Genomic DNA, 18,294 nt, shown 5'->3' on the forward strand with positions numbered 1-18,294 from the left:
TGCAACGGCCTCATTCTAGCGTGCGTGCTGGACGGGGTTCAAGGGGGGGTTTGCGCGAACCCCCCTGGGTTTTGGCACTTGCTTGGGGTTCGCGCAGATTCTTAGGGCATAGGGTACACCACCCTGCACAAATCGCGCAGTACCCCCCTCGAGCCTGGGGGTGTGAAAACGAAACCTCACACACTCAATCCAGGTGTAATCGGCTCTGGGCAGTTTGGTTGGGCTAAGGCAGTGGCAGCGCTTTTGCTGGTGCTGCTGCTGGCGGTGCCGCTTTTGACAAGCCCGGCTCAGCATGTTTTGCCGAGCTTCGCAGAAGGCGACGATCGGCCCAAGCTGGGCACTGGGGGTTAGGCCTGGCAAAACTGCCGGGCAGAGGGGTTAAACGCCCCTCTGCTGGCCTACTTACAGGTAAGATGGCGGTGTGTCAAAGCCTTTGCCCCCAGAAGTCTGGCTGAGCCTACAGGCTTTGCTCGATGCAGGACATCACGAACCTTCCCTCGGGCTTTTGCACAGCCTTTTTGAGCAGTGCAGCACCCATCAGCAGGCCCAGGAGCTGCTGGCCCGGATGCGGAACCTGCCGCCAGACCTCATGCAACACCCCACGGCCAGGCGGCTGTATGTGCAAACCCTTTGCCGTGCGCGCCAGCCCGAGGAAATTTTGCGCCTGCTGGCCCCCCAATCCCCAGACCCCGCCCTGAGGGTGTACCAGGCCTGGGCCCAGGTTCGGCAGGGGCAGTACCAACAAGCGCTGCATACCCTGGAGGAGGCCGCCCCTGCGACCAAGCTGGACTGGAGCATCTTTTACCGCACCAAGGGGGAGGCCCTGTTCTGGACGGGTGCGCCCGACTGGCTCGAGGTGTTCGACCAGGCGCGGGCCTACCTGCAAGGTAGTGCCCTGGGGCGCATGCTGCTGGATCGGGGGTGGTTTCTAAACCACCTGGGAAAGCGGAGTGCCGCGGTGGTCTGCTGGGGCGAGGCCCTGGCCTACCTCGAGCACGACCCCTACTACCGGGCCTGGGCCCACAACAACCTGGGCTTTGCCATGCTCAACGACCAGCCCCACAAGGCCGAGCAGCACCTGCTGGAAGCTCTGCGACTTAGCCGCAAAGAAACCGCCCGGGCCTTCCGCGCCCAGGCCCTGATGGGCCTCGGGGCCGTGCGGCGGGGCCTGGGGGAGTGGGAGCGCGCCCTGGATAGTTACCGGCAAGCCCTCAGGTTCTCGAGCGATTCCAGCGACAAGCACTCGGCGCTGTGGGGCTGGGGGCACACCCTGCGGCTGATGGGGCGCGTGGAAGAGGCCCTGCCCAAGCTCGTCCAGGCCCGGCAGCTTCAGCCCCAAGAAGTCTGGCTCGAGGCCGACCTGGCCGCCGCCCACCTGATGCTGGGGGAGCAAGAAAGTGTGCTCAAAAGCCTTCCTTGGCTTCAGTCCTTGCGGCAAGAGCGCAAGCTGAGCGAGCGCGGCCAGGTGGTGTTGAAGGTGGTGGAGGCCGAGCTGGCCCGCCGCCAGGGTAACTTGCCGCAGGCCCAAAAACTGCTGGCTGGGCTTGACCCACAAAACCTGTGGGTTCGGGAAGAACTGGGCTGCTTTCCGGCGCTGGCCCAGATGCGGGGGCTAGCCCCCCAGACCGAGCGTTTTCGCGTGGAGGTAGAGCCTTTTGGGCGGCTCGAGGTGCGGGTGAATGGTCGCCCGGTGCCCATTCCGGCAGTGAGCAAGATGGGTGAGCTGCTGGTGTTCATGCTGGTGCAGGGCAAGCAGGCCAGCCTGGAGCTGCTGGTGGATCGGCTGGGCAAACCCCACAGCAAAAACCCCCGCAAGGCCCTGTGGGAGAACATCGAGAAACTGCGCCAGGCCCTGGGCTGGAAAGAAAGCATTCAAAGTTGTGGCGGGGTGTACCGCCTCGACCCCCGCGCCGAGTGGATCTGCGACCTCGAGCCCAAAGGCGACCCCTTCCCCACCGCCGAAGACCCGGCCCAAATCTTTATGCCCGGCTATTACAGCGAGTGGGTGGAGGAGTGGCGGCAGCAGTGGCTGGTGGTGTAGGCCATGGCACGGCTTATTGAGCAGAGTAGACTCATATTTTCTAACAACAAGTGGGCTGAATTTTGAAAAATGGACGAGCGCTGGACGGGGGTTTGCTAAGGTTGGTGCGTCAAGTCAGGTATGCTCAACCCGCACGACCTTAGCTACCACCAGAACAAGGCCCTCCGGCTGCTTCGGCTGCTGGAGCTGTTGCAGCAGAAGCCCTGGAAGCCCGGTAAACTGCGCCAGGAGCTGGGGCTGGGCGAGCGGGCCATCTTCGACTACCTGAACGAAGTGAAGGCCCTGGCCGCACAACTGGGGCTCCGCTTCGTACACGACACCCTGCGCAGCACCTACCACATCGAGGTGCAGGAGCAACTTAGCCCGACCGAAACGGTGGTGGCCTTTATCGCTACCCGCATGCTGGCGCACCACTCGCCGGGCAGCAACAGGGCCTATCAGGAGGCGCTACGCAAGCTGGTTAAGCACCTGCCCGAGCCCCTCAAGACCCTGGCCCTCAAAAGCATTTCGGCGCTCGCCGAGCGCGCCCCCAGCCTGAGCGGGGCCAACCTCGAGACCCTCACCCAGGGCTGGCTCGAGCGCAGGGTGGTGGCTTTCGAATACCGCATGCCACAGCAGCGGACGTTTAAGGTTGAGCTGGAGACTTACTTTATCGAGGTTTCCCGCGCCAACATGGCGGTCTACCTCATCGGCAAGGACCGGCTGTATGGCCGGGGCATCCACTACCTAGACAACCTCAAAACCTACAAGCTCGAGCGCATCCAGCGCCCCCGTCTGCTGGACGAAACCTACACCATCCCCGACGACTTCGACCCCGGCCAGTACCTTTCCAGCGCCTGGGGCATTGTGTCAAGCCAGCAGCCGCTTGAGGTACTGCTTCGCTTCAGCCCGGAGGCCAGCGAGCGCATCCGGGAGGGGGGTTACCCCAACCTGCAAATTTTGGAGCAGCTCGAGGGTGGCAGCACTCTCGTTCAAATTACCGTCGGCACTGATCAGAACCAATTCCCCCTCGAGCTGCTTCCCTGGATACAAAGCTGGGGGCCGCGGGTGGAGGTGCTAAAGCCCGATAGCCTGCGGCAAGCCTGGCTGCACGAAGCCCGACAGGTGCTGGAGCTCTACTCCCCCCAATGGCAAAGCGCGCCCAAAGTCTACTGGGCCCACTCCCACCGCGACCGCACCCGCTGGCAGACCCTGCGCGAGCACGCCACAGAGGTAGCCCGGCTGGCGGCGCAGAAAGCCGCCCCTTTCAGTGCGTCGCAGAAAGCCGAGCTGGCGGGGAAGCTGCACGACCTGGGCAAATATGGCGACCTGTTCCAGCGGCGGCTGGAGGGTAAGGAAAAAGGCCTCGACCACTGGTCGGCGGGGGCGCATGTGGCCCTGTTCGAGCTGCGCCAGCCCGAGGTAGCCCTGGCCATTCAGGGCCACCATATCGGGCTGCAAAGCGGGGCCAAGGATAGCCTGCGCGAGATGGACCTGCCCAAGCGCGGCGGACAGGGCATCCCCGCCGAACTGCGGCTGAGCGAAACCAACCTGGAGCAGCTCAAGGCGCGTTTGCTGCAGGACGGCCTGGCGCTGCCCCCGCCCCAGCCAGAGCAGGAAAAGTACCAGTTCAACGCGGCCCAGATGCTCGATACCCGGATGCTTTTCTCGGCCCTGGTGGACGCCGACTTTCTGGACACCGAGCGGCACCTGCTGGGCCCGGAGCTGCTGCGCCCACAACCCCCGCCCTTGCAGGCCGCGGTGGCGCTGGAGCGGCTCGAGGCCCGGCTGGCTGAGCTGGCCGACAACCCTGCCGTCCCCGAAAAAACCCGCAAACTGCGGCAGGCCGTGGCCCAGGCCTGCGAGGAGGCCGCCCAGCAGGAGGGCCGCCTCTTCACCCTTACCGCGCCCACCGGTTCGGGCAAAACCCTGGCCATGCTGCGCTTCGCCCTGGGGCGCGCCGTGCGAGACCCCCGCATCCGCCGGATTGTGGTGGTGCTGCCCTATCTTTCTATCCTCGACCAGACCGCCAAAATCTACCGCGCACTGTTTGCCGAGTTTGGGCCGCACTACATCCTGGAAGACCACAGCCTGGCCTACCGGCCCCTCTCCAAAGGGCTAAGCGACGAGCAGGATTTGCTCGAGCGCGAACGCCGGCTGCTGGCCGAGAACTGGGAGGCCCCCATCATCCTCACCACCAGCGTGCAGCTATTGGAAAGCCTGCACAGTAACCGGCCCGGCGCCTGCCGCAAGCTGCACAACCTGGCGGGCAGCGTGCTGCTTTTCGACGAGGTGCAGACCCTGCCCACCCACCTAGCCGTGCCCACCCTCAAAACCCTGGCCCGCCTGGCCAGCGACCAGTACGGCGCGGTGGTGGTCTTCGCCACCGCCACCCAGCCTGCCTTCGAGGCCCTGCACAAACAGGTGCAGAAAAACGAACCGCAGGGCTGGCAGCCGCAGGAGATGGTGCCAGACCCAAATGCGCTTTTTTCGCAAAGCCAGCGGGTGCAGCTTGACTGGTGGCTCAAAAACCCCACCCCCTGGCCCCACCTGGCCGCCTTGCTGAAGGCCGACTCCCAGGCCCTGGTGGTGCTGAACCTCAAGCGGCAGGCCCACGCCCTTTTTCGCCAGGCCGAGGCGCAGGGTTTGCAGGAAGGGCTCTACCACCTGTCCACCGCGCTGTGCCCGGCCCACCGCAAAGCGGTGCTGGAGCAGATTCAGCAACGCTTGAGCGAGCAGGCCCCCTGCCGCCTGGTGGCTACCCAGGTGGTGGAGGCGGGGGTGGAACTGGATTTCCCCGTGGGCTACCGGGCTTTGGGGCCTCTGGAGGCCATCGCCCAGACCGCCGGGCGCATCAACCGGCACGGCCTGCGCCCGGAGGGCCGCCTGGTGGTTTTTCTGCCCGAAGACGAGGGCTACCCCGACCGGGCCTATGCCCAGGCCGCCCAGCTCACCAAAACCTTGCAGGCCGAAGGGGGCCTCGAGCTCGACCAGCCCCAGACCGTGCAGCGCTACTACCAGAGCCTTTACGGACTCCGAGTCGTAACCGACCCAGAGATCGAGCGCTGTATTCAGACCCAAAACTACGCCGAGCTGGCCCGGCACTACCGCCTGATCGAGACCCCGGCGGTCAACGTGGTGGTGCCCTACAACGACGAGGCCCTGGCCCTGATGCAAGAAGCCCGCGACCAGGGCATCAGTGCCGCCTGGATTCGCCAGGCCCGGCCCTACGCGGTGCCCCACTATTTGCCCAGAAACGGGGTGCCGCCCTACCTCGAGCCCGTCTTCCTGCGCTATGGCCGGGAAAAAAGCGAGGCCCCCGACTGGTTCCTCTGCCCTGACAGAGCCCTCTACGACTCCGCCCTGGGCTTCACCCCGGAGGAGGGCGGGGCTTTGGGTTTGGTGGTTTGACGAAAGGAGGCACGATGCGAAGTTTTGTGCTCGAGGTTTGGGGAGAGCTGGCCTGTTTTACAAGGCCCGAGTTCAAGGTAGAGCGCTTTAGCTACCCCATTATCACCCCCAGCGCGGCGCGGGGCATCTTCGACGCCATCTACTTAGACTTTGACCCCCACAACAAAAAGCCCCTGATGTACTGGCAGCTAAGCCGCATCGAGCTGCTCAAGCCGGTGCGCTACATCAGCCTGATGCGCAACGAAGTCAAGGAGAAGGCCAGCGTCCGGAGCATCCAGGGCTGGATGAGAGACCCCGCCAGCTTTGAGCCCCTTTACGCCGATGCCACCCGCGACGACACCGGCCAGGACACCAAAGGCCGCACCCAGCGCCAGACCATGGCCCTCAAGGATGTGCACTACCGCCTGACCGCCCATGCCGTGCTCTACCAGGAAGACCACGCCCTGCGCCAGAAGATTGAGCACAGCTTCCAAAGGCGGGCCCGTGCCGGGCAGTGCATCTACCAGCCCTACCTGGGCTGTCGCGAGTTTACCGGCTATTTCCGGCTAGCAGAGGACGAGGCAGCAAAGCCCGTGCCCTACAACGAAAAAATCGGCTGGATGCTCTACGACGTCTTCGACCTTGCGCGCCCCGGTGGGCCGCTGCGCCCCGATAAAGGCCAAAAACCCCACATCAGCCTGTTCGAGGCCGAGGTGGTGCAGGGGGTGCTCGAGGTGCCGCCCTACCAAAGCCCATTGGTCAGGAAAGGAGGTACGTGATGCTGTCGCAGCTGGTGGCCTACACCCAGCAGAAAGGGCTGGGGGCCGAACCTGGCTTTACCACCAAAGAGATTCGCTGGCTGGCAGGGGTGAGCGCCGATGGGCGGTTCACCGAGTTGATCCCGCTGGATCAGAGCAAAACCGCACCCGACCTCTCCCAGCCCGAGATGATTGGAATGCCTGGCGCACTGCGTGCCATGGGGTACGAGGCCGAACAGGCCGCGCACTTCCTGGCCGATACCTGCGCGGTGGTGTTTGGCCTGGCCGAGCGCGACGCCCAGGGGATGGTCAAGAAGCCCCAGGAGCACGCCAAAAACCTGCAAAAGCAAGCTACCTTCCGATTGCTAATGGAGCTAGCCGCTAAGGACATACCTCTGCTACAGCCCATTGCCCAGGCGCTTGCCGACCCAGCGCAGTTGCAGGCCTTTTTGCAAAAGCTCGAGGCCCAGGCCCAAAAAAAGGGCACAGAAAAGCTCAAGCCCACCGACAAAATCACCTTTTTCGTCCAGAACCGCTGCGTGCTGGACTTCCCCGACTGGCACGACTGGTGGCGGCGGTTCAGGGCCCAGGCTTTTGCCAGGCCGGAAGCCAGCGGGGCCATGCCCTCCTTTGCCACCGGCGAGCTGGTTACCCCAGCGTCCACCCACCCCAAGGTGACCAAGTTGGGCGGGAGCGCCTTCGGCCATGCCCTGGTGACCTACGATAAGGAAGCCTTCGAGTCGTATAGCCTCTCGCAGGGCGAGAACGCCGCAGTCGAGGAGCAGGCCGCCAACGCCTACCGGGCCGGGCTGGATGCGCTTTTGGAGCAAGCCGAAACCCTGGGCGAGATGAAGGTGGTGGTCTGGTACGACCAGGAAATCCCGGAGGAGGACGACTTCTTCCGTGAGCTGTTTGCCCCCAGCAGCCAGGCCGAGGAGCTACAGGCCCTCGAGCGCGCCCGCACGGTATTGCAGGCTTTCAGAACCGGCCAGGCCCCGCCCAACCTGCGTAATGCCCGATTCTTTGCCGCCGCCATGAGCCCAGCCTCGGGCCGGGTGATGCTGCGCGACTGGCAGACGGGCCGGCTCGAGGACTTCGTAACCGCTGTCGAGGCCTGGTTCTCCGATCTGGCTATGGTGCGACGCGATGGGGAGCGGCTGGCCGCGCCCCCTGGCCTGAACCGGCTTTTCCTGAGTATCCAGCGGCCCAAAACCCCTGAGCAGAACTTCGACGACTACCTCAAACCCATCAAGCAGCTCCAGACCCCCCTCTGGCGGGCAGCCTTGAACCCCCGCCTGCCCATCCCCTATACCGCCATAGCCAAAATCATGGAGACCCACACCGCCGAGGTGATGACCGGCGCATTTGGCGAAGCCCTCAATGCCCAGAAACCCGATGCTGCCGCCCTGGGTCGCATCTACGCCCGCATGGGGCTACTAAAGGCCTACCACAACCGCAAAGGAGGTTACCGCATGAGTGCCGAACTCGACCTGAACCACCCTAGCCCGGCCTACCACTGTGGCCGCTTGATGTGCCTCTTGGCCCAGATTCAGGAGGCCGCCAGCGAGTCCGATATCAACGCCGGGGTGATCCAGCGCTACTACGGGGCTGCTTCCAGCACCCCCTCGCTGGTGCTGGGCCGCCTCACCCGCCTCTCGCAGCACCACCTGGCCAAGATTGCCAAAGACGCCCCCGGCCTGGCCTACTGGTTCAACAGCCAACTGGCCGAGGTCTGGAAGGCCCTGGGCAAGAACCTGCCCCGCACCCTGAGCTTAGAAGAACAGAGCCTGTTTGCCCTGGGCTACTACCAGCAACTAGCCTTTAGCCGCAAGAAATCCGAGTCCAGCCAGGAAAAGGAGAACGCATGACCCCTATCCAGAACCGCTACGAGTTTCTGCTGTTTTTCGACGTAAAAGACGGCAACCCCAACGGCGACCCCGACAGCGGCAACGCCCCCCGCATAGACCCCGAGGACGGGCACGGCCTGGTGAGCGACGTAGCCCTCAAGCGGCGCATCCGCAACTATGCCCAGGCCGCCGGGGCCAGCATCTTTGTGCAGCACGGAACCAACCTGAACCGCCCCATCTTTGAGGCCCATGTGGAGACTGGCGGTTTTGACGGAACCAAGACCAAAGACAAAGTGGAGGCGGCCCGCCGCTGGATGTGCGAGAAGTTCTTCGACGTGCGCACCTTTGGCGCGGTGATGAGCACCGGGGCCAACGCCGGGCAGGTGCGGGGGCCGGTGCAGATTACTTTTGCCAGAAGCCTCGAGCCCATCTTTCCCGCCGAGTTCAGCATCACGCGGGGAGCCGTGGCCGAGGACGTAAAGAATGCCAAGACCCTGGAGGACTACCTGCGCTGGGAGGCAGGGCAGCCCGAGGACAAGCTCCGCACCATGGGGCGCAAAAGCCAGGTGGCCTATGGCCTGTATATGGCTAAAGGCTTCATCAGCGCCCACCTGGCCCAGGGCACTGGCTTTAGCCAGGCCGACCTGAAGCTGTTGGTGGAAGCCCTCCTGAACATGTTTGAGCACGACCGCAGCGCCAGCAAAGGCCATATGGCTACCCGCCGGCTCTACCTGTTCAAGCACGTGGGCAACGGCGACCCAGGCAACGCCGAGCAAAACAAGCGCCAGGCCCTGCTGGGCTGCGCCCCGGCCCACCGCCTGCTCGACCTGGGAGAGGTGGTCTCGGTTCGGCGGCTGGACGAAAGCAAACCCCCGCGCAGCTTTGCCGACTACCAGATTGTGGCCGACCCCCAAAAGCTCCCCAAGGGGGTGGTGATGCTCGAGCTGGACCAGTGGGATGAGGAAAAGTTCGACGCCTGGATGGGAGGAGCCAATGCCTAGAACCATTCCCATTTCACCCCCCGAACTCAAAACACCTACCCTGGAGACCTGGACGCTCAAGCTCAAGACCATCACCCCCATGTTTGGCGGCAGCGCCACCCCGCGCGAGGTAGACCCCGAAAACCCCGTGCGGGCGGCCAGCGTGCGCGGGCATCTGCGCTTTTGGTGGCGGGCTACGGCAGGGGGGCAGTACACGAGTGCTGAGAAACTGTTCGAGGCGGAGGAACAAATCTGGGGTAGTGCAGAGCGGTATGGCAAGGTGGCCCTTCGCGTGCTCGAGCAGGCCGCGGGTCAACTGGTAAAACCGTCGGAGCTTGTCCCGGATAAAGGCACCGCCAAAACCGGCCCGCTGGAGAAGTTTTTTCTGCACCCATTCAACGAAAACAAAACCGAGCGTATTCCCGAAGCCAGCGGGCTGCAGTGGGTGGAGTTTAGCCTCGAGCTAACCCTGAACCTCTCCGATGCCGAAAGAGAGCACCTGCGCCGTGCCCTGCGGGCCTGGATTGCCTTTGGTGGCGTAGGGGCTCGTACCCGGCGGGGTGTGGGGGCTTTGGAAGTTACGGCTGACCTGCCAATGTGGCTACCCAACAAACCCGAGCAGCTAAAAGACTGGTTCTCCCAAAAGCCCGTAGAGAACCCGGCGCACACCCTGCTGGCCGGTGCAGTGGTCTGCCTGGGCCAGCCCCGAAAACCGGGCCCCAGCGACCCCTATAAGGGCCACAAAGCCTGGCGCGAGCTGGGATCCTTCTGGGCCCGCTTCCGCAAGGGGCATTTTGTGGAAGACCCTCAGACCGGAGAAACCATGCCTTACACGCCAATGGCCGGGGGTAAGTGGCGCGACCACAAAACCCTCCTGGCCCTGAGCAAAGACCAGGAACAGGTGGCCCTAGCAAAACCTTACCTGGGGCTGCCCATCGTCTACCAGCGCCTGGGGAATAGCTTTAGCGGAACCCTCGAGGCCGTGCACAAGCAGGGCAAACGCATGGCCTCGCCGGTCATCCTGAAGCCCATAGCCTTTGCTGACGGAAATGTACGGCCTGCGATGGTGATTCTCAAAGCGCCTGCCCCCGAAGATATCAAAATCGGTGACCAGAAACTTGCGTTGCAGCTGCCAGACTTTGACCCCGTGCTGGACTCGCTAGGCGCTGACGACCCCCTCGAGGCGGCCCGCATCGCTGCCCAAATTCAAGGCTTTGCTGTGGAGGTGCGCCTATGAGCCACCTGCTCTCCATCTCCATCGGCCCCGTACAAGACTTCATCGCTGCGGCAAGGCGCACCGCCGACCTGTACGCGGGTTCGCAGATTCTACAAAAGCTGAGTAAGGCCGTGGCAGAGTATCTGCACCAAAACAATGCGAAACTGATCTTCCCGGCAGATAAAGATGCCGACGGGGCCAACAAGATTCTGGCCGAAGTCGAGGGCGAGCCCAAAGCCTTGGCGGAAGGGGCCCAAAAAGCGGCGCAGGAAAAGCTCGAGCGCCTCTGGCAAGAGACCGTCAAAGAGCTTTCTGCTGAGCACCGCAGCTTGATTAACCTAGAGCGGGCCCGAGAACAACTGGGGAGCCTCCTCGAGTTCTACGCGGCCTGGGTTCCGTTTGACGGCAGCAACTACAGCGGCAAGCGCCAGGCCGTGGAACGCCTGCTGGCCGGACGCAAAGCCCTGCGCGACTTTGCCCCCACATGGCAAAACGACGACGGGGTGCCCAAGTCGCCCCTCGACCCCTCCCGCGCTGCGGTCATAGACCCCCGCCGATGGGCAAAGGCGAGCGTGCGCTTACCCGACGATTCGTACCGCCCCCTACGCATTAAGCCCACCGAGCACCTGGACGCCGTCTCCTTGCTCAAGCGCTGCTATGGGGTGCTGAACTCAGACAAAGTGGTGGACACCCGCACCATGGCCCGGCGCTCCTGGAGGCCAGAAGCAGAACCTGACGAGCGCTACGGTGAGGACGACGATCACATCCAGGAGCCCCAGCCCTACTTGGCCATCCTGGTAGCCGACGGCGACCGCATGGGTGAGTTAATTGGTCGCCAGGACAACCCCGATGCCCATCGCGCGCTTTCCAAAACACTGGACGGCTTCGCCCGCGAGGCCCAGAAGATAGTTCTGAAGTACCGCGGCTTTATGGTCTACTCTGGCGGCGACGATGTGCTGGCCTTTTTACCGGTAAACCAGGCCATCGCCTGCGCACAAGAACTCTCTGAAGCCTTTCGCTACCAGGTACGCGGAACCCTTTCGGCGGGTATCGCCGTGGTGCACTACCGTGAACCCCTCTCGATCTCGTTGCAAAACGCCAGAGAGGCCGAAAAAGCCGCCAAAAACGGGGGCCGCAATGCGCTGGCGGTGGCCCTGCACACCCGCGGTGGCGTACCCACTACAGTCGTGCGCCGCTGGGACAACCTGCGCTGGCTCGAGCTGCTTCAGTCTTTTGCCCAGGGCGACCTTACGCAAGGGCTGGCCTACGAGCTGCGGGAGCTGGGCCGGGCGTGGCAGGACGGGATGAACGTGGCTTATTTGCAGGCCGAGGCCGAGCGCATTCTGGGCCGCAAAGAGCGCAAGAACCTTCGGCTTCCCTTGTTTGAGTCCCGTCAGGACCTCCTCAACTATGCCGACCAACTGGTGATTGCTCGCTTCCTAAGCGGCATCAAAACCGACGACAACCCGGAGGTGTCCCGTGCCTGAACGTGTGCTGGAAATCCAAGCTATAGCCCCCTTGCTCTGGCGCGACGGGCGGCCCTTTGCTGCTGCCGAGGGCAGCGAGACCACCGCCCGGAGCCTGAGTTTGCCCTTGCCCAGCACGGTGGCGGGCTTTGTGCGGACTCAGGTAGGCAAGGGGCGGGGCCTCTCCTTCGACGACCCCCAAGCCCTGCAAAACCTGCACGGGCTTCAGGTCTGTGCGCCGCTGCTGGTTCGTGGGGGGCAGTTTGTGCTGCCCGCCCCACGCGACGCGGTGATCTACAAGAAAGACGAGAAACTGCAGGTGATGCGGCTTTTGCCCAAAGCCCTCGAGGCCGGGCACGGGTGCGACCTGCCGGAGGGGCTGCTGCCCCTCGAGGTGACCGAGGACATCAAGCCCGAAAGCGGCTACAACTTCTGGACGGCAGACGACCTGACCTGCTGGCTGCTGGGCCAGGAGGTGGTGCCCCAGAAGATAGGGGGCTTGCCCGAGGAGACTCGCATACATGTGGGCATCGACCCGGCCACCGGAAAGGCCAACGAAGGCGTGCTGTACAGCGTAACGTATAGGCGCTTGGAGAGTCTCGAGGAAAGCCAGTACCACCCCTGGAGCATCCGGGCCAGGGTCAAGCTGTCCGAGGGGGAGGAGCCCGAACCTCTGGGCTACCTGGGGGGTGAGGCCCGCCCGGTGCGGGTGTCGGCTTACCCCAATGCCGAGCTAAGCAAACACTGGTTCGACTGCCCCGCTGAAATCAACGAAGCCTTCGCCAGGCTCAAGGCCGGGGACAGGGTGCGGATGGTGCTGGCTACCCCGGCGCTTTTTGAGGGCGGCTGGAGGCCGGGCTGGCTGGATAAGTTCGGGCAGATGAACCTGCCCGCAGGGGTGGGCACGGTTCGGCTAAAGCTGGTGGCCGCAGCGGTAGGTCGGCGTGAGCCGGTGAGCGGCTGGAGCCTGCGCGAGCGGAAGCCCCGGCCTGTGCGCTGGATGGTTCCGGCAGGCAGTGTGTACTTCTTTGAGATAGAAAAGGGCGACCCCAGCCGGTTGCTGGAAAGCTGGCTGCGCCCGGTCAGTGACCACCAACAAGACCGCAAAGACGGTTTTGGTCTTGCGTTATGGGGAGTGTGCTAAACATGAAAGCAAAAGCGATTTTCTGGCAGGCCCTTACGCCGGTGCACCCCGGAACCGGGCAGGACTCGAGCAGCGTGATTGACCTTCCGGTAGCCCGCGAGGCGGCCACGGGTTTTCCGGTGATACCGGCCAGCAGCCTTAAAGGGGTGTTGCGCGACGGGCGCAGTGATGAGGCGGCCAATAAGATTTTTGGCTCGCTCGAGCAGATGGGCGAGCTGACCCTCACCGATGCCCGCTTGTTGTTGCTACCGGTGCGCTCGTATACTGGAACCTTTGCCCTCATTACCTGTCCGTTGGTCTTGCAGCGTTTGGAGCGCGACGCGGCGGCCCTGGGCAGGCCGCTTAACTTGCCCCTGGCAAACGTAGAGGGCGAGCAGGCCCTAGCCGGAAGTGCCATCCAGCACAACAACCAGGTGATTTTGGAGGACATCGACCTACAGGTAAAGGGCCCCTCTGAAGCGTTGGCTAAAGCCATGAGCCAGGTGGTTTTTGGAAAAGAGGAGCCTTACTTTACTGAGCGTTTTGCCCTGGTCAGCAACGATGTGTTTGGCTACTTTTGCCAGACCGGCCTCGAGGTCATCGCTCGAGTACGCCTGGAAAGCGAGACCAAGACTGTAGCCAACGGGGCTCTGTGGTACGAGGAAGCCATCCCTGCCGAGGCGATCTTCTCGAGCTTCGCCATCGCCAAAGACCAAGCCCATTTTGCCGAGCTGGACAAGAACCCCTACCTTCAGATTGGTGGCAAAGCCAGTGTGGGCCGGGGTTTGCTGCGGCGCTTAGGGGGTGAGCAAGCGTGAAGATGCCCCAAACCAGGAGCCAAAAAGACATGAAGCTGGCGCTGGATCTGGTAGGCAGCCTGGAAGGGGCCGACCCCGAACTCAAGCGAATTTACGGCGGTCTGTGCCACAACTTCCCGGTGATGGTGATGCAGAGCGGGCTGTGCCAGGCGGTGGCCTTCAGCGCCGACAAGGCCAACGGCGAGGGCAGCCGGGCCAGGGCGCACCAGAAATTGCTCGAGCACGTCGGGGTCATTCTTGGCGTAAAGGGCAGCTTACTGGAGCATCTACAGTCGGTACCGACCCCAACCTATATGCACCACACCCGGCGGGTACTGGACGCCTGGGTGTACTTCAAGCGCTTTACAGTGAGCGTACTCAAGGTAAAAGCAGGTGAAGATTATGCGAGCTAGCCGTCTCAACCTTCCCCCACCCGCCAACGCAGGCCTGGCCCTGCAACGCTATTTGCGTGCCCATGATGAGCAGAAAGCAGCCGCCAGGGAGCTGATCGAGATCATCACCCAGACCCCCATCAGCCCTGCCTACAAAGAGGCCTTCGAGCGCTGGAAGACTGCTCTTCCCGGAGCAATTTTCCTCGAGGCCACTACCCGTACTCCCCTGGCCATCGGCCTGGGCAATGCCAGCCCACTAGAAAACGGCCTGACCATCCACCACACCTACGCTATGCCCTATCTGCCGGGCAGCGCGCTCAAGGGGTTAGTGCGCCGGGCTGCCGACCGCTTTGGCCTGAGCCCGCAGGAGAAAGCAGTTTTGCTGGGCGAAGGCCCCGACTCCAGAAAGAAAACCCAGGGTAACGCCGCCCACCTGGTCTACTGGGACGGCTGGCTGGATCCGGCCAGTGCCCAGCCCTTCCAGAAGGACGTCATCACCGTGCACCACCAGGACTACTACAACAAGCGCGGTGCCGACGACACCTGGCCCAGCGACTTCGACGACCCCAATCCGGTGAGCTTCTTATCGGTAAAACCAGGTGTAAAGTTTTACATCGCCCTCTCGAGCAGTTCTCAACTCGCCGAGGTCTGGCTCCACACTGCCGCCGCGCTGCTCAAGTGGGGCCTGGAAAACCTGGGCTTAGGGGGCAAGACTAATGCGGGCTACGGCTACTTCGCGGTGCAACTACCCCCCCGGCCCAAGTCCGAGTACGAGCAGGGCCTCGAGCTTTTGGCTCAGTACAAAAACCGCATCGACAGGATCAAGCCCGCCAACGAGCGTGGCGAGCTGAACTACTTCCTGCAGGAGTTGCGCGGCAAGCCCACGGTTTTGCGTATGCCCACCCTGGAAGCCCTGCGGCACCACCTGCAGGAATGGAAGGTCTGGAACCCCAGCAAAAACCCACAGCACGCAGAAATCCAGCAGTTATTGGAGGAACAGTCTTGAGCAGTGTCATCCTCACCACCGTCGGCACCAGCCTCCTCATCAACGCCAAGCGGGACGGGCTGGTTTCGGATCAGGAAATCCTGCGTTATCTGGCCCAGGACCCCAAAAAGGCCAGCGCCGAGACCAACTCGCTGTTGCGCGTCCTCCAGCCGGGCGACGAAATTGTGCTGCTGCACAGCGCCACCGAGGAAGGCCGCAAGGCTGCTCAACTGCTACAAGAATACTGGCGGCAACAGGGGGTGGCCTGCGGCCTGGTTGAGATTGCCGGCCTAGCCTACGAGGCCCAGGGCTTTGTGGACTATGGCCTGAAAAACTTTGTACGCACTTTGGCAGGGGAGATTCGCAAGGCGGCCCGGAAGCAGAAAGAGGTGATCATCAACGCCACGGGGGGCTTCAAGGCCGAGATTTCCTACGCCACCGTGCTGGGGCTGGTCTTCAAGGTTCCGGTCTGTTACATTCACGAGCAGTTCAGGGAAATTGCCATCCTTCCGCCTACACCTATTAGCTGGGACAGCAGCCTGTTTGTCTGGTACGCCGACTTTTTCGAGTGGCTGAGCGCGGGCGAGGGTGGGCTGCGGCCCAAGGCCGAAGCTGAGCCCAGGGCCGCTTTGCTGCCGGAGGAGGCCCAGGTGCTGCTGGAGGAGTTCGAGCTGGACGGGCAGGCTTACTTGGGCCTCTCGCCGCTGGGCGAAGCCTACCTGGAAGCCTTCAAGAACGAGCTCGAGCAAGCCCAGAGCGTTCCAGTCTATCTTTCCAACAAAGCCCGGCGCTCGCTGGAGGCCCTCGAGCCCGCCACCCAGGATCGCTACCGCAAGCTGCTAGAGCGCCTGCGCCTGCCCAACCGCGCGCTCATCAGCGAGCTCAAAAGCGGCGGGGGCGATGCTTTGGGCTACCCCAAAGGCAAGGTGGATGAGCGGCTCTTTTACGCCGAAAAGGAGGGCAAGCTGTATGTGTTTGCCCTGACCCGCCACGGCCCCGAGTACGAGAAGTTTTGCCAGGAAGGCTTTTACTGGCGCGACTACCCGCCCCAGGATTTCACCCTTTGGGAGGGCTAGGCCCCAATAAGCTGACGCAATACGGGAGGTATTGGAATGGACGATTCGGACGATGTATTTTCCGATATAACCCCCACCCCGCCCCAACCTGACCCGTTGCCTCTGAGTGCACTGGCCCAGTACACCTACTGCCCCCGCCGGGCAGCCTTGATTCTGCTCGAGGGTGAGTGGGAAGACAACGAGTTCACCCTGCGCGGTACGCGCGCTCACGAGAACGTGGACATCCCCGAAGGGCTCTTGCGCGAAGGGGTCTGGGTGGAGCGTGGGCTACCGCTGTGGTCGGAGCGGCTGGGGCTTACGGGTCGGGCCGATGTGGTGGAGTTTGTGGAAGGCAGGCCTTACCCGGTGGAGTACAAGGTGGGCAAGCGGTGGCCCCGCGAGCTGGCCCGCCAAGCCGCCGAGGTGCAGCTTTGCGCCCAGGCCTTGTGCCTGGAAGAGATGTTCGGCCAGAGCGTGATGGAGGGGGCTTTGTTCAGCAAGGCCAGTCAGCGCCGCCGCGAGGTGAAGTTTACCCCCGAGCTGCGGGCCGCCACCCTGGCTACCATCAGCGCCCTGCGTAAGCTCTTGCAGCAAGGGCGCCTGCCCTCGCCCGCTGCCGACGAGCGCTGCAAGCACTGCTCGTTGCTGGCCGTATGTATGCCCCAGGTGCTCCAGGCCCTGCGGGCCTGGCAGTCCCTAAAGCCATGACCAGCGAGCTTCTGAACACCCTATACATCCAGACCCAGGGCGTGTACCTGCGCCTCGAGGGCGATACCCTGCGCATCCAGCACGAAGACGTAACCTTACGCAACGTGCCGCTGCACCACCTGGGAGGCCTGGCGCTGTTTGGTAATGTGCTGATCTCGCCCTTTTTGCTGGCCCGCTGCGCCGAGGAGGGCCTCGAGGTGAGCTGGTTTAGCGAGTCGGGCCGCTTTTTTGGCCGTTTGAGCGGGCCGGTTTCGGGCAATGTGCTGTTGCGGCAGGCCCAGTACCGCGCCCTGGACGACCCCAAAAGCCGCCTTTATCTGTCCCAGCGCTTTGTGGAGGGCAAGCTAAAAAACGCCCGCCTGGTCTTGCAACGGGCGCTGCGTGAGCGAGGCGAAACTGAAGCCCTGGTGAGCGCCCTGGCCGAGCACGAGGCCGCTTTGCGCCAACTTCCCCAGGCTCGAACGGTGGACGAGGTGCGGGGCCTCGAGGGCAGCGCCGCCAGCGCCTACTTTGCCGCCTTTGGCGACCTCTTGCTCTCGGGCGAGTTCCGCTTCGGTGGGCGCAACAAACGCCCCCCGCGCGACCCGGTTAATGCCCTCCTGGGCTTTGTGTATGCCCTGCTCACCACCCAGTGCACGGCTGCATTGGAGGGCGTAGGGCTCGACCCCCAGGGGGGCTTTCTGCATGCCCTGCGGCCCGGACGCAACGCCCTGGCCCTCGATCTGATGGAAGAGTTCCGGGCCTGGTGGGCCGACCGGCTGGCCCTATCGCTTTTGAACCGCAAGCAGCTCACCCCCGAACACTTTGAGGCCCGCCCCGGTGGCGCGGTGCTCTTGGGCGAGGAGGGCCGCAAGGTGGTGATTACGGCCTTCCAGAGCCGCCGGCAAGAGACCGTGCAGCACCCCTTGTTCAAGGAGCCTGTGCCAGTAGGCACACTGCCGCACATCCAGGCCCGCCTGCTGGCCCGCTACCTGCGGGGCGACCTGCCCCAGTATCTGCCTTTTGTGGGGAGGTGAGCATGGAGCGCCTGGACATTCTGGTGACCTACGACGTCAACGTTACATCCGACGACGGCCAGGCCCGACTGGCCCGGGTGGCCAAGGTCTGCAAAAACTTTGGGCAGCGGGTGCAGATGTCGGTATTTGAGTGCCGGGTTACGCGAGCGCAGCTCGAGGATCTGGAGGCCAAGCTGCTCAAAATCATCGAGCCCGACAAAGACAGCCTGCGTATCTACACCCTACCCGGAGGCCGCCAAAAGTGCCTGCGGGTACACGGCCAAGACCGCTACACCGACTTCGACGATCCACTGGTGGTCTAGCCCACCCTGGCACTTGCTTTGCGCGAACCCCAAGCAAGTGCCAAAACCCAGGGGGGTTCGCGCAAGCCGAGAAATCGGCCAGGGGACATTGAAAACCCGCATTTGCCTCACCCCGCGCCACCCCGCGTCGGAAGCACTTTTGGGGGGGTTCGCGCAAACCCCCCCTTGAACCCCGTCCAGCACGCACGCTAGAATGAGGCCGTTGCACTCGGGCGAAAGCTCGAGTGAGGATTGAAACC

Annotated in this window: 16 protein-coding genes; all 16 read left to right on the forward strand. The window is 63.4% G+C overall.

Features of this window, described 5'->3' with window-relative positions; all coding sequences use genetic code 11:
- The first annotated feature begins 162 nt into the window (after window positions 1–162).
- Entirely contained in the window at window positions 163–351 is a 189-nt protein-coding gene (locus Q355_RS16830) for a hypothetical protein (protein ID WP_156941942.1), read from the forward strand.
- Between the two features lie 70 nt (window positions 352–421).
- Complete coding sequence (locus Q355_RS0114530) at window positions 422–2,041, forward strand: tetratricopeptide repeat protein (RefSeq protein ID WP_027878446.1); 1,620 nt, start codon at window positions 422–424, stop codon at window positions 2,039–2,041.
- A gap of 120 nt (window positions 2,042–2,161) precedes the next feature.
- On the forward strand, window positions 2,162–5,431 hold the full coding sequence (locus Q355_RS0114535; RefSeq protein ID WP_027878447.1) for a CRISPR-associated endonuclease Cas3'': 3,270 nt from the start codon (window positions 2,162–2,164) through the stop codon (window positions 5,429–5,431).
- A gap of 14 nt (window positions 5,432–5,445) precedes the next feature.
- A complete protein-coding gene (gene cas5c, locus Q355_RS0114540) occupies window positions 5,446–6,189 on the forward strand; it encodes a type I-C CRISPR-associated protein Cas5c (RefSeq protein WP_027878448.1) in 744 nt (247 codons plus the stop codon).
- Window positions 6,189–8,036 carry a type I-C CRISPR-associated protein Cas8c/Csd1 gene (gene cas8c, locus Q355_RS0114545; RefSeq protein ID WP_027878449.1) on the forward strand — a complete coding sequence of 616 codons (1,848 nt, stop codon included), beginning with the start codon at window positions 6,189–6,191 and terminating at the stop codon, window positions 8,034–8,036. The genes cas5c and cas8c overlap by 1 nt, the downstream gene beginning before the upstream one ends.
- Window positions 8,033–9,016 carry a type I-C CRISPR-associated protein Cas7/Csd2 gene (cas7c, locus tag Q355_RS0114550; RefSeq protein ID WP_027878450.1) on the forward strand — a complete coding sequence of 328 codons (984 nt, stop codon included), beginning with the start codon at window positions 8,033–8,035 and terminating at the stop codon, window positions 9,014–9,016. The genes cas8c and cas7c overlap by 4 nt, the downstream gene beginning before the upstream one ends.
- Window positions 9,009–10,232: a type III-B CRISPR module RAMP protein Cmr1 gene (gene cmr1 / locus Q355_RS0114555; RefSeq protein WP_027878451.1), complete on the forward strand. Its 1,224-nt coding sequence runs from the start codon at window positions 9,009–9,011 to the stop codon at window positions 10,230–10,232. Before cas7c ends, cmr1 begins: the two co-directional genes overlap by 8 nt.
- Window positions 10,229–11,698: a type III-B CRISPR-associated protein Cas10/Cmr2 gene (gene cas10 / locus Q355_RS0114560; protein ID WP_027878452.1), complete on the forward strand. Its 1,470-nt coding sequence runs from the start codon at window positions 10,229–10,231 to the stop codon at window positions 11,696–11,698. The genes cmr1 and cas10 overlap by 4 nt, the downstream gene beginning before the upstream one ends.
- Window positions 11,691–12,821, forward strand: coding sequence for a type III-B CRISPR module-associated protein Cmr3 (gene cmr3 / locus Q355_RS0114565; RefSeq protein WP_027878453.1), 1,131 nt, complete (start codon window positions 11,691–11,693; stop codon window positions 12,819–12,821). Before cas10 ends, cmr3 begins: the two co-directional genes overlap by 8 nt.
- Window positions 12,822–12,823: 2 nt before the next feature.
- Window positions 12,824–13,618 (forward strand): type III-B CRISPR module RAMP protein Cmr4, encoded by a 795-nt coding sequence (cmr4, locus tag Q355_RS0114570; RefSeq protein WP_027878454.1) that lies wholly within the window; start codon window positions 12,824–12,826, stop codon window positions 13,616–13,618.
- 2 nt (window positions 13,619–13,620) lie between these two features.
- On the forward strand, window positions 13,621–14,010 hold the full coding sequence (cmr5, locus tag Q355_RS0114575) for a type III-B CRISPR module-associated protein Cmr5 (RefSeq protein ID WP_027878455.1): 390 nt from the start codon (window positions 13,621–13,623) through the stop codon (window positions 14,008–14,010).
- Window positions 14,000–14,995, forward strand: coding sequence for a type III-B CRISPR module RAMP protein Cmr6 (gene cmr6, locus Q355_RS0114580; protein WP_027878456.1), 996 nt, complete (start codon window positions 14,000–14,002; stop codon window positions 14,993–14,995). The genes cmr5 and cmr6 overlap by 11 nt, the downstream gene beginning before the upstream one ends.
- Complete coding sequence (locus Q355_RS0114585) at window positions 14,992–16,050, forward strand: putative CRISPR-associated protein (protein WP_027878457.1); 1,059 nt, start codon at window positions 14,992–14,994, stop codon at window positions 16,048–16,050. Before cmr6 ends, Q355_RS0114585 begins: the two co-directional genes overlap by 4 nt.
- Before the next feature lie 36 nt (window positions 16,051–16,086).
- Window positions 16,087–16,737 (forward strand): CRISPR-associated protein Cas4, encoded by a 651-nt coding sequence (gene cas4, locus Q355_RS0114590; protein ID WP_027878458.1) that lies wholly within the window; start codon window positions 16,087–16,089, stop codon window positions 16,735–16,737.
- Complete coding sequence (gene cas1c / locus Q355_RS0114595) at window positions 16,734–17,753, forward strand: type I-C CRISPR-associated endonuclease Cas1c (protein WP_027878459.1); 1,020 nt, start codon at window positions 16,734–16,736, stop codon at window positions 17,751–17,753. The genes cas4 and cas1c overlap by 4 nt, the downstream gene beginning before the upstream one ends.
- 2 nt (window positions 17,754–17,755) lie before the next feature.
- Window positions 17,756–18,055 (forward strand): CRISPR-associated endonuclease Cas2, encoded by a 300-nt coding sequence (gene cas2 / locus Q355_RS0114600; RefSeq protein ID WP_027878460.1) that lies wholly within the window; start codon window positions 17,756–17,758, stop codon window positions 18,053–18,055.
- Window positions 18,056–18,294: the final 239 nt, after the last annotated feature.

It is taken from the genome of Meiothermus cerbereus DSM 11376 (assembly GCF_000620065.1).
Taxonomy (GTDB): Bacteria; Deinococcota; Deinococci; order Deinococcales; family Thermaceae; genus Meiothermus; species Meiothermus cerbereus.

Bases quoted from the DNA above. Each gene is read 5' to 3' on its own strand.
- cas7c (WP_027878450.1), top strand. From the start codon at position 8,033: ATGACCCCTATCCAGAACCGCTACGAGTTTCTGCTGTTTTTCGACGTA.
- cas4 (WP_027878458.1), top strand. From the start codon at position 16,087: ATGGACGATTCGGACGATGTATTTTCCGATATAACCCCCACCCCGCCC.
- cas8c (WP_027878449.1), top strand. From the start codon at position 6,189: ATGCTGTCGCAGCTGGTGGCCTACACCCAGCAGAAAGGGCTGGGGGCC.
- cas2 (WP_027878460.1), top strand. From the start codon at position 17,756: ATGGAGCGCCTGGACATTCTGGTGACCTACGACGTCAACGTTACATCC.
- cmr4 (WP_027878454.1), top strand. From the start codon at position 12,824: ATGAAAGCAAAAGCGATTTTCTGGCAGGCCCTTACGCCGGTGCACCCC.
- cmr1 (WP_027878451.1), top strand. From the start codon at position 9,009: ATGCCTAGAACCATTCCCATTTCACCCCCCGAACTCAAAACACCTACC.
- cmr5 (WP_027878455.1), top strand. From the start codon at position 13,621: ATGCCCCAAACCAGGAGCCAAAAAGACATGAAGCTGGCGCTGGATCTG.
- cas5c (WP_027878448.1), top strand. From the start codon at position 5,446: ATGCGAAGTTTTGTGCTCGAGGTTTGGGGAGAGCTGGCCTGTTTTACA.
- cas1c (WP_027878459.1), top strand. From the start codon at position 16,734: ATGACCAGCGAGCTTCTGAACACCCTATACATCCAGACCCAGGGCGTG.
- cmr6 (WP_027878456.1), top strand. From the start codon at position 14,000: ATGCGAGCTAGCCGTCTCAACCTTCCCCCACCCGCCAACGCAGGCCTG.
- cas10 (WP_027878452.1), top strand. From the start codon at position 10,229: ATGAGCCACCTGCTCTCCATCTCCATCGGCCCCGTACAAGACTTCATC.
- Q355_RS0114535 (WP_027878447.1), top strand. From the start codon at position 2,162: ATGCTCAACCCGCACGACCTTAGCTACCACCAGAACAAGGCCCTCCGG.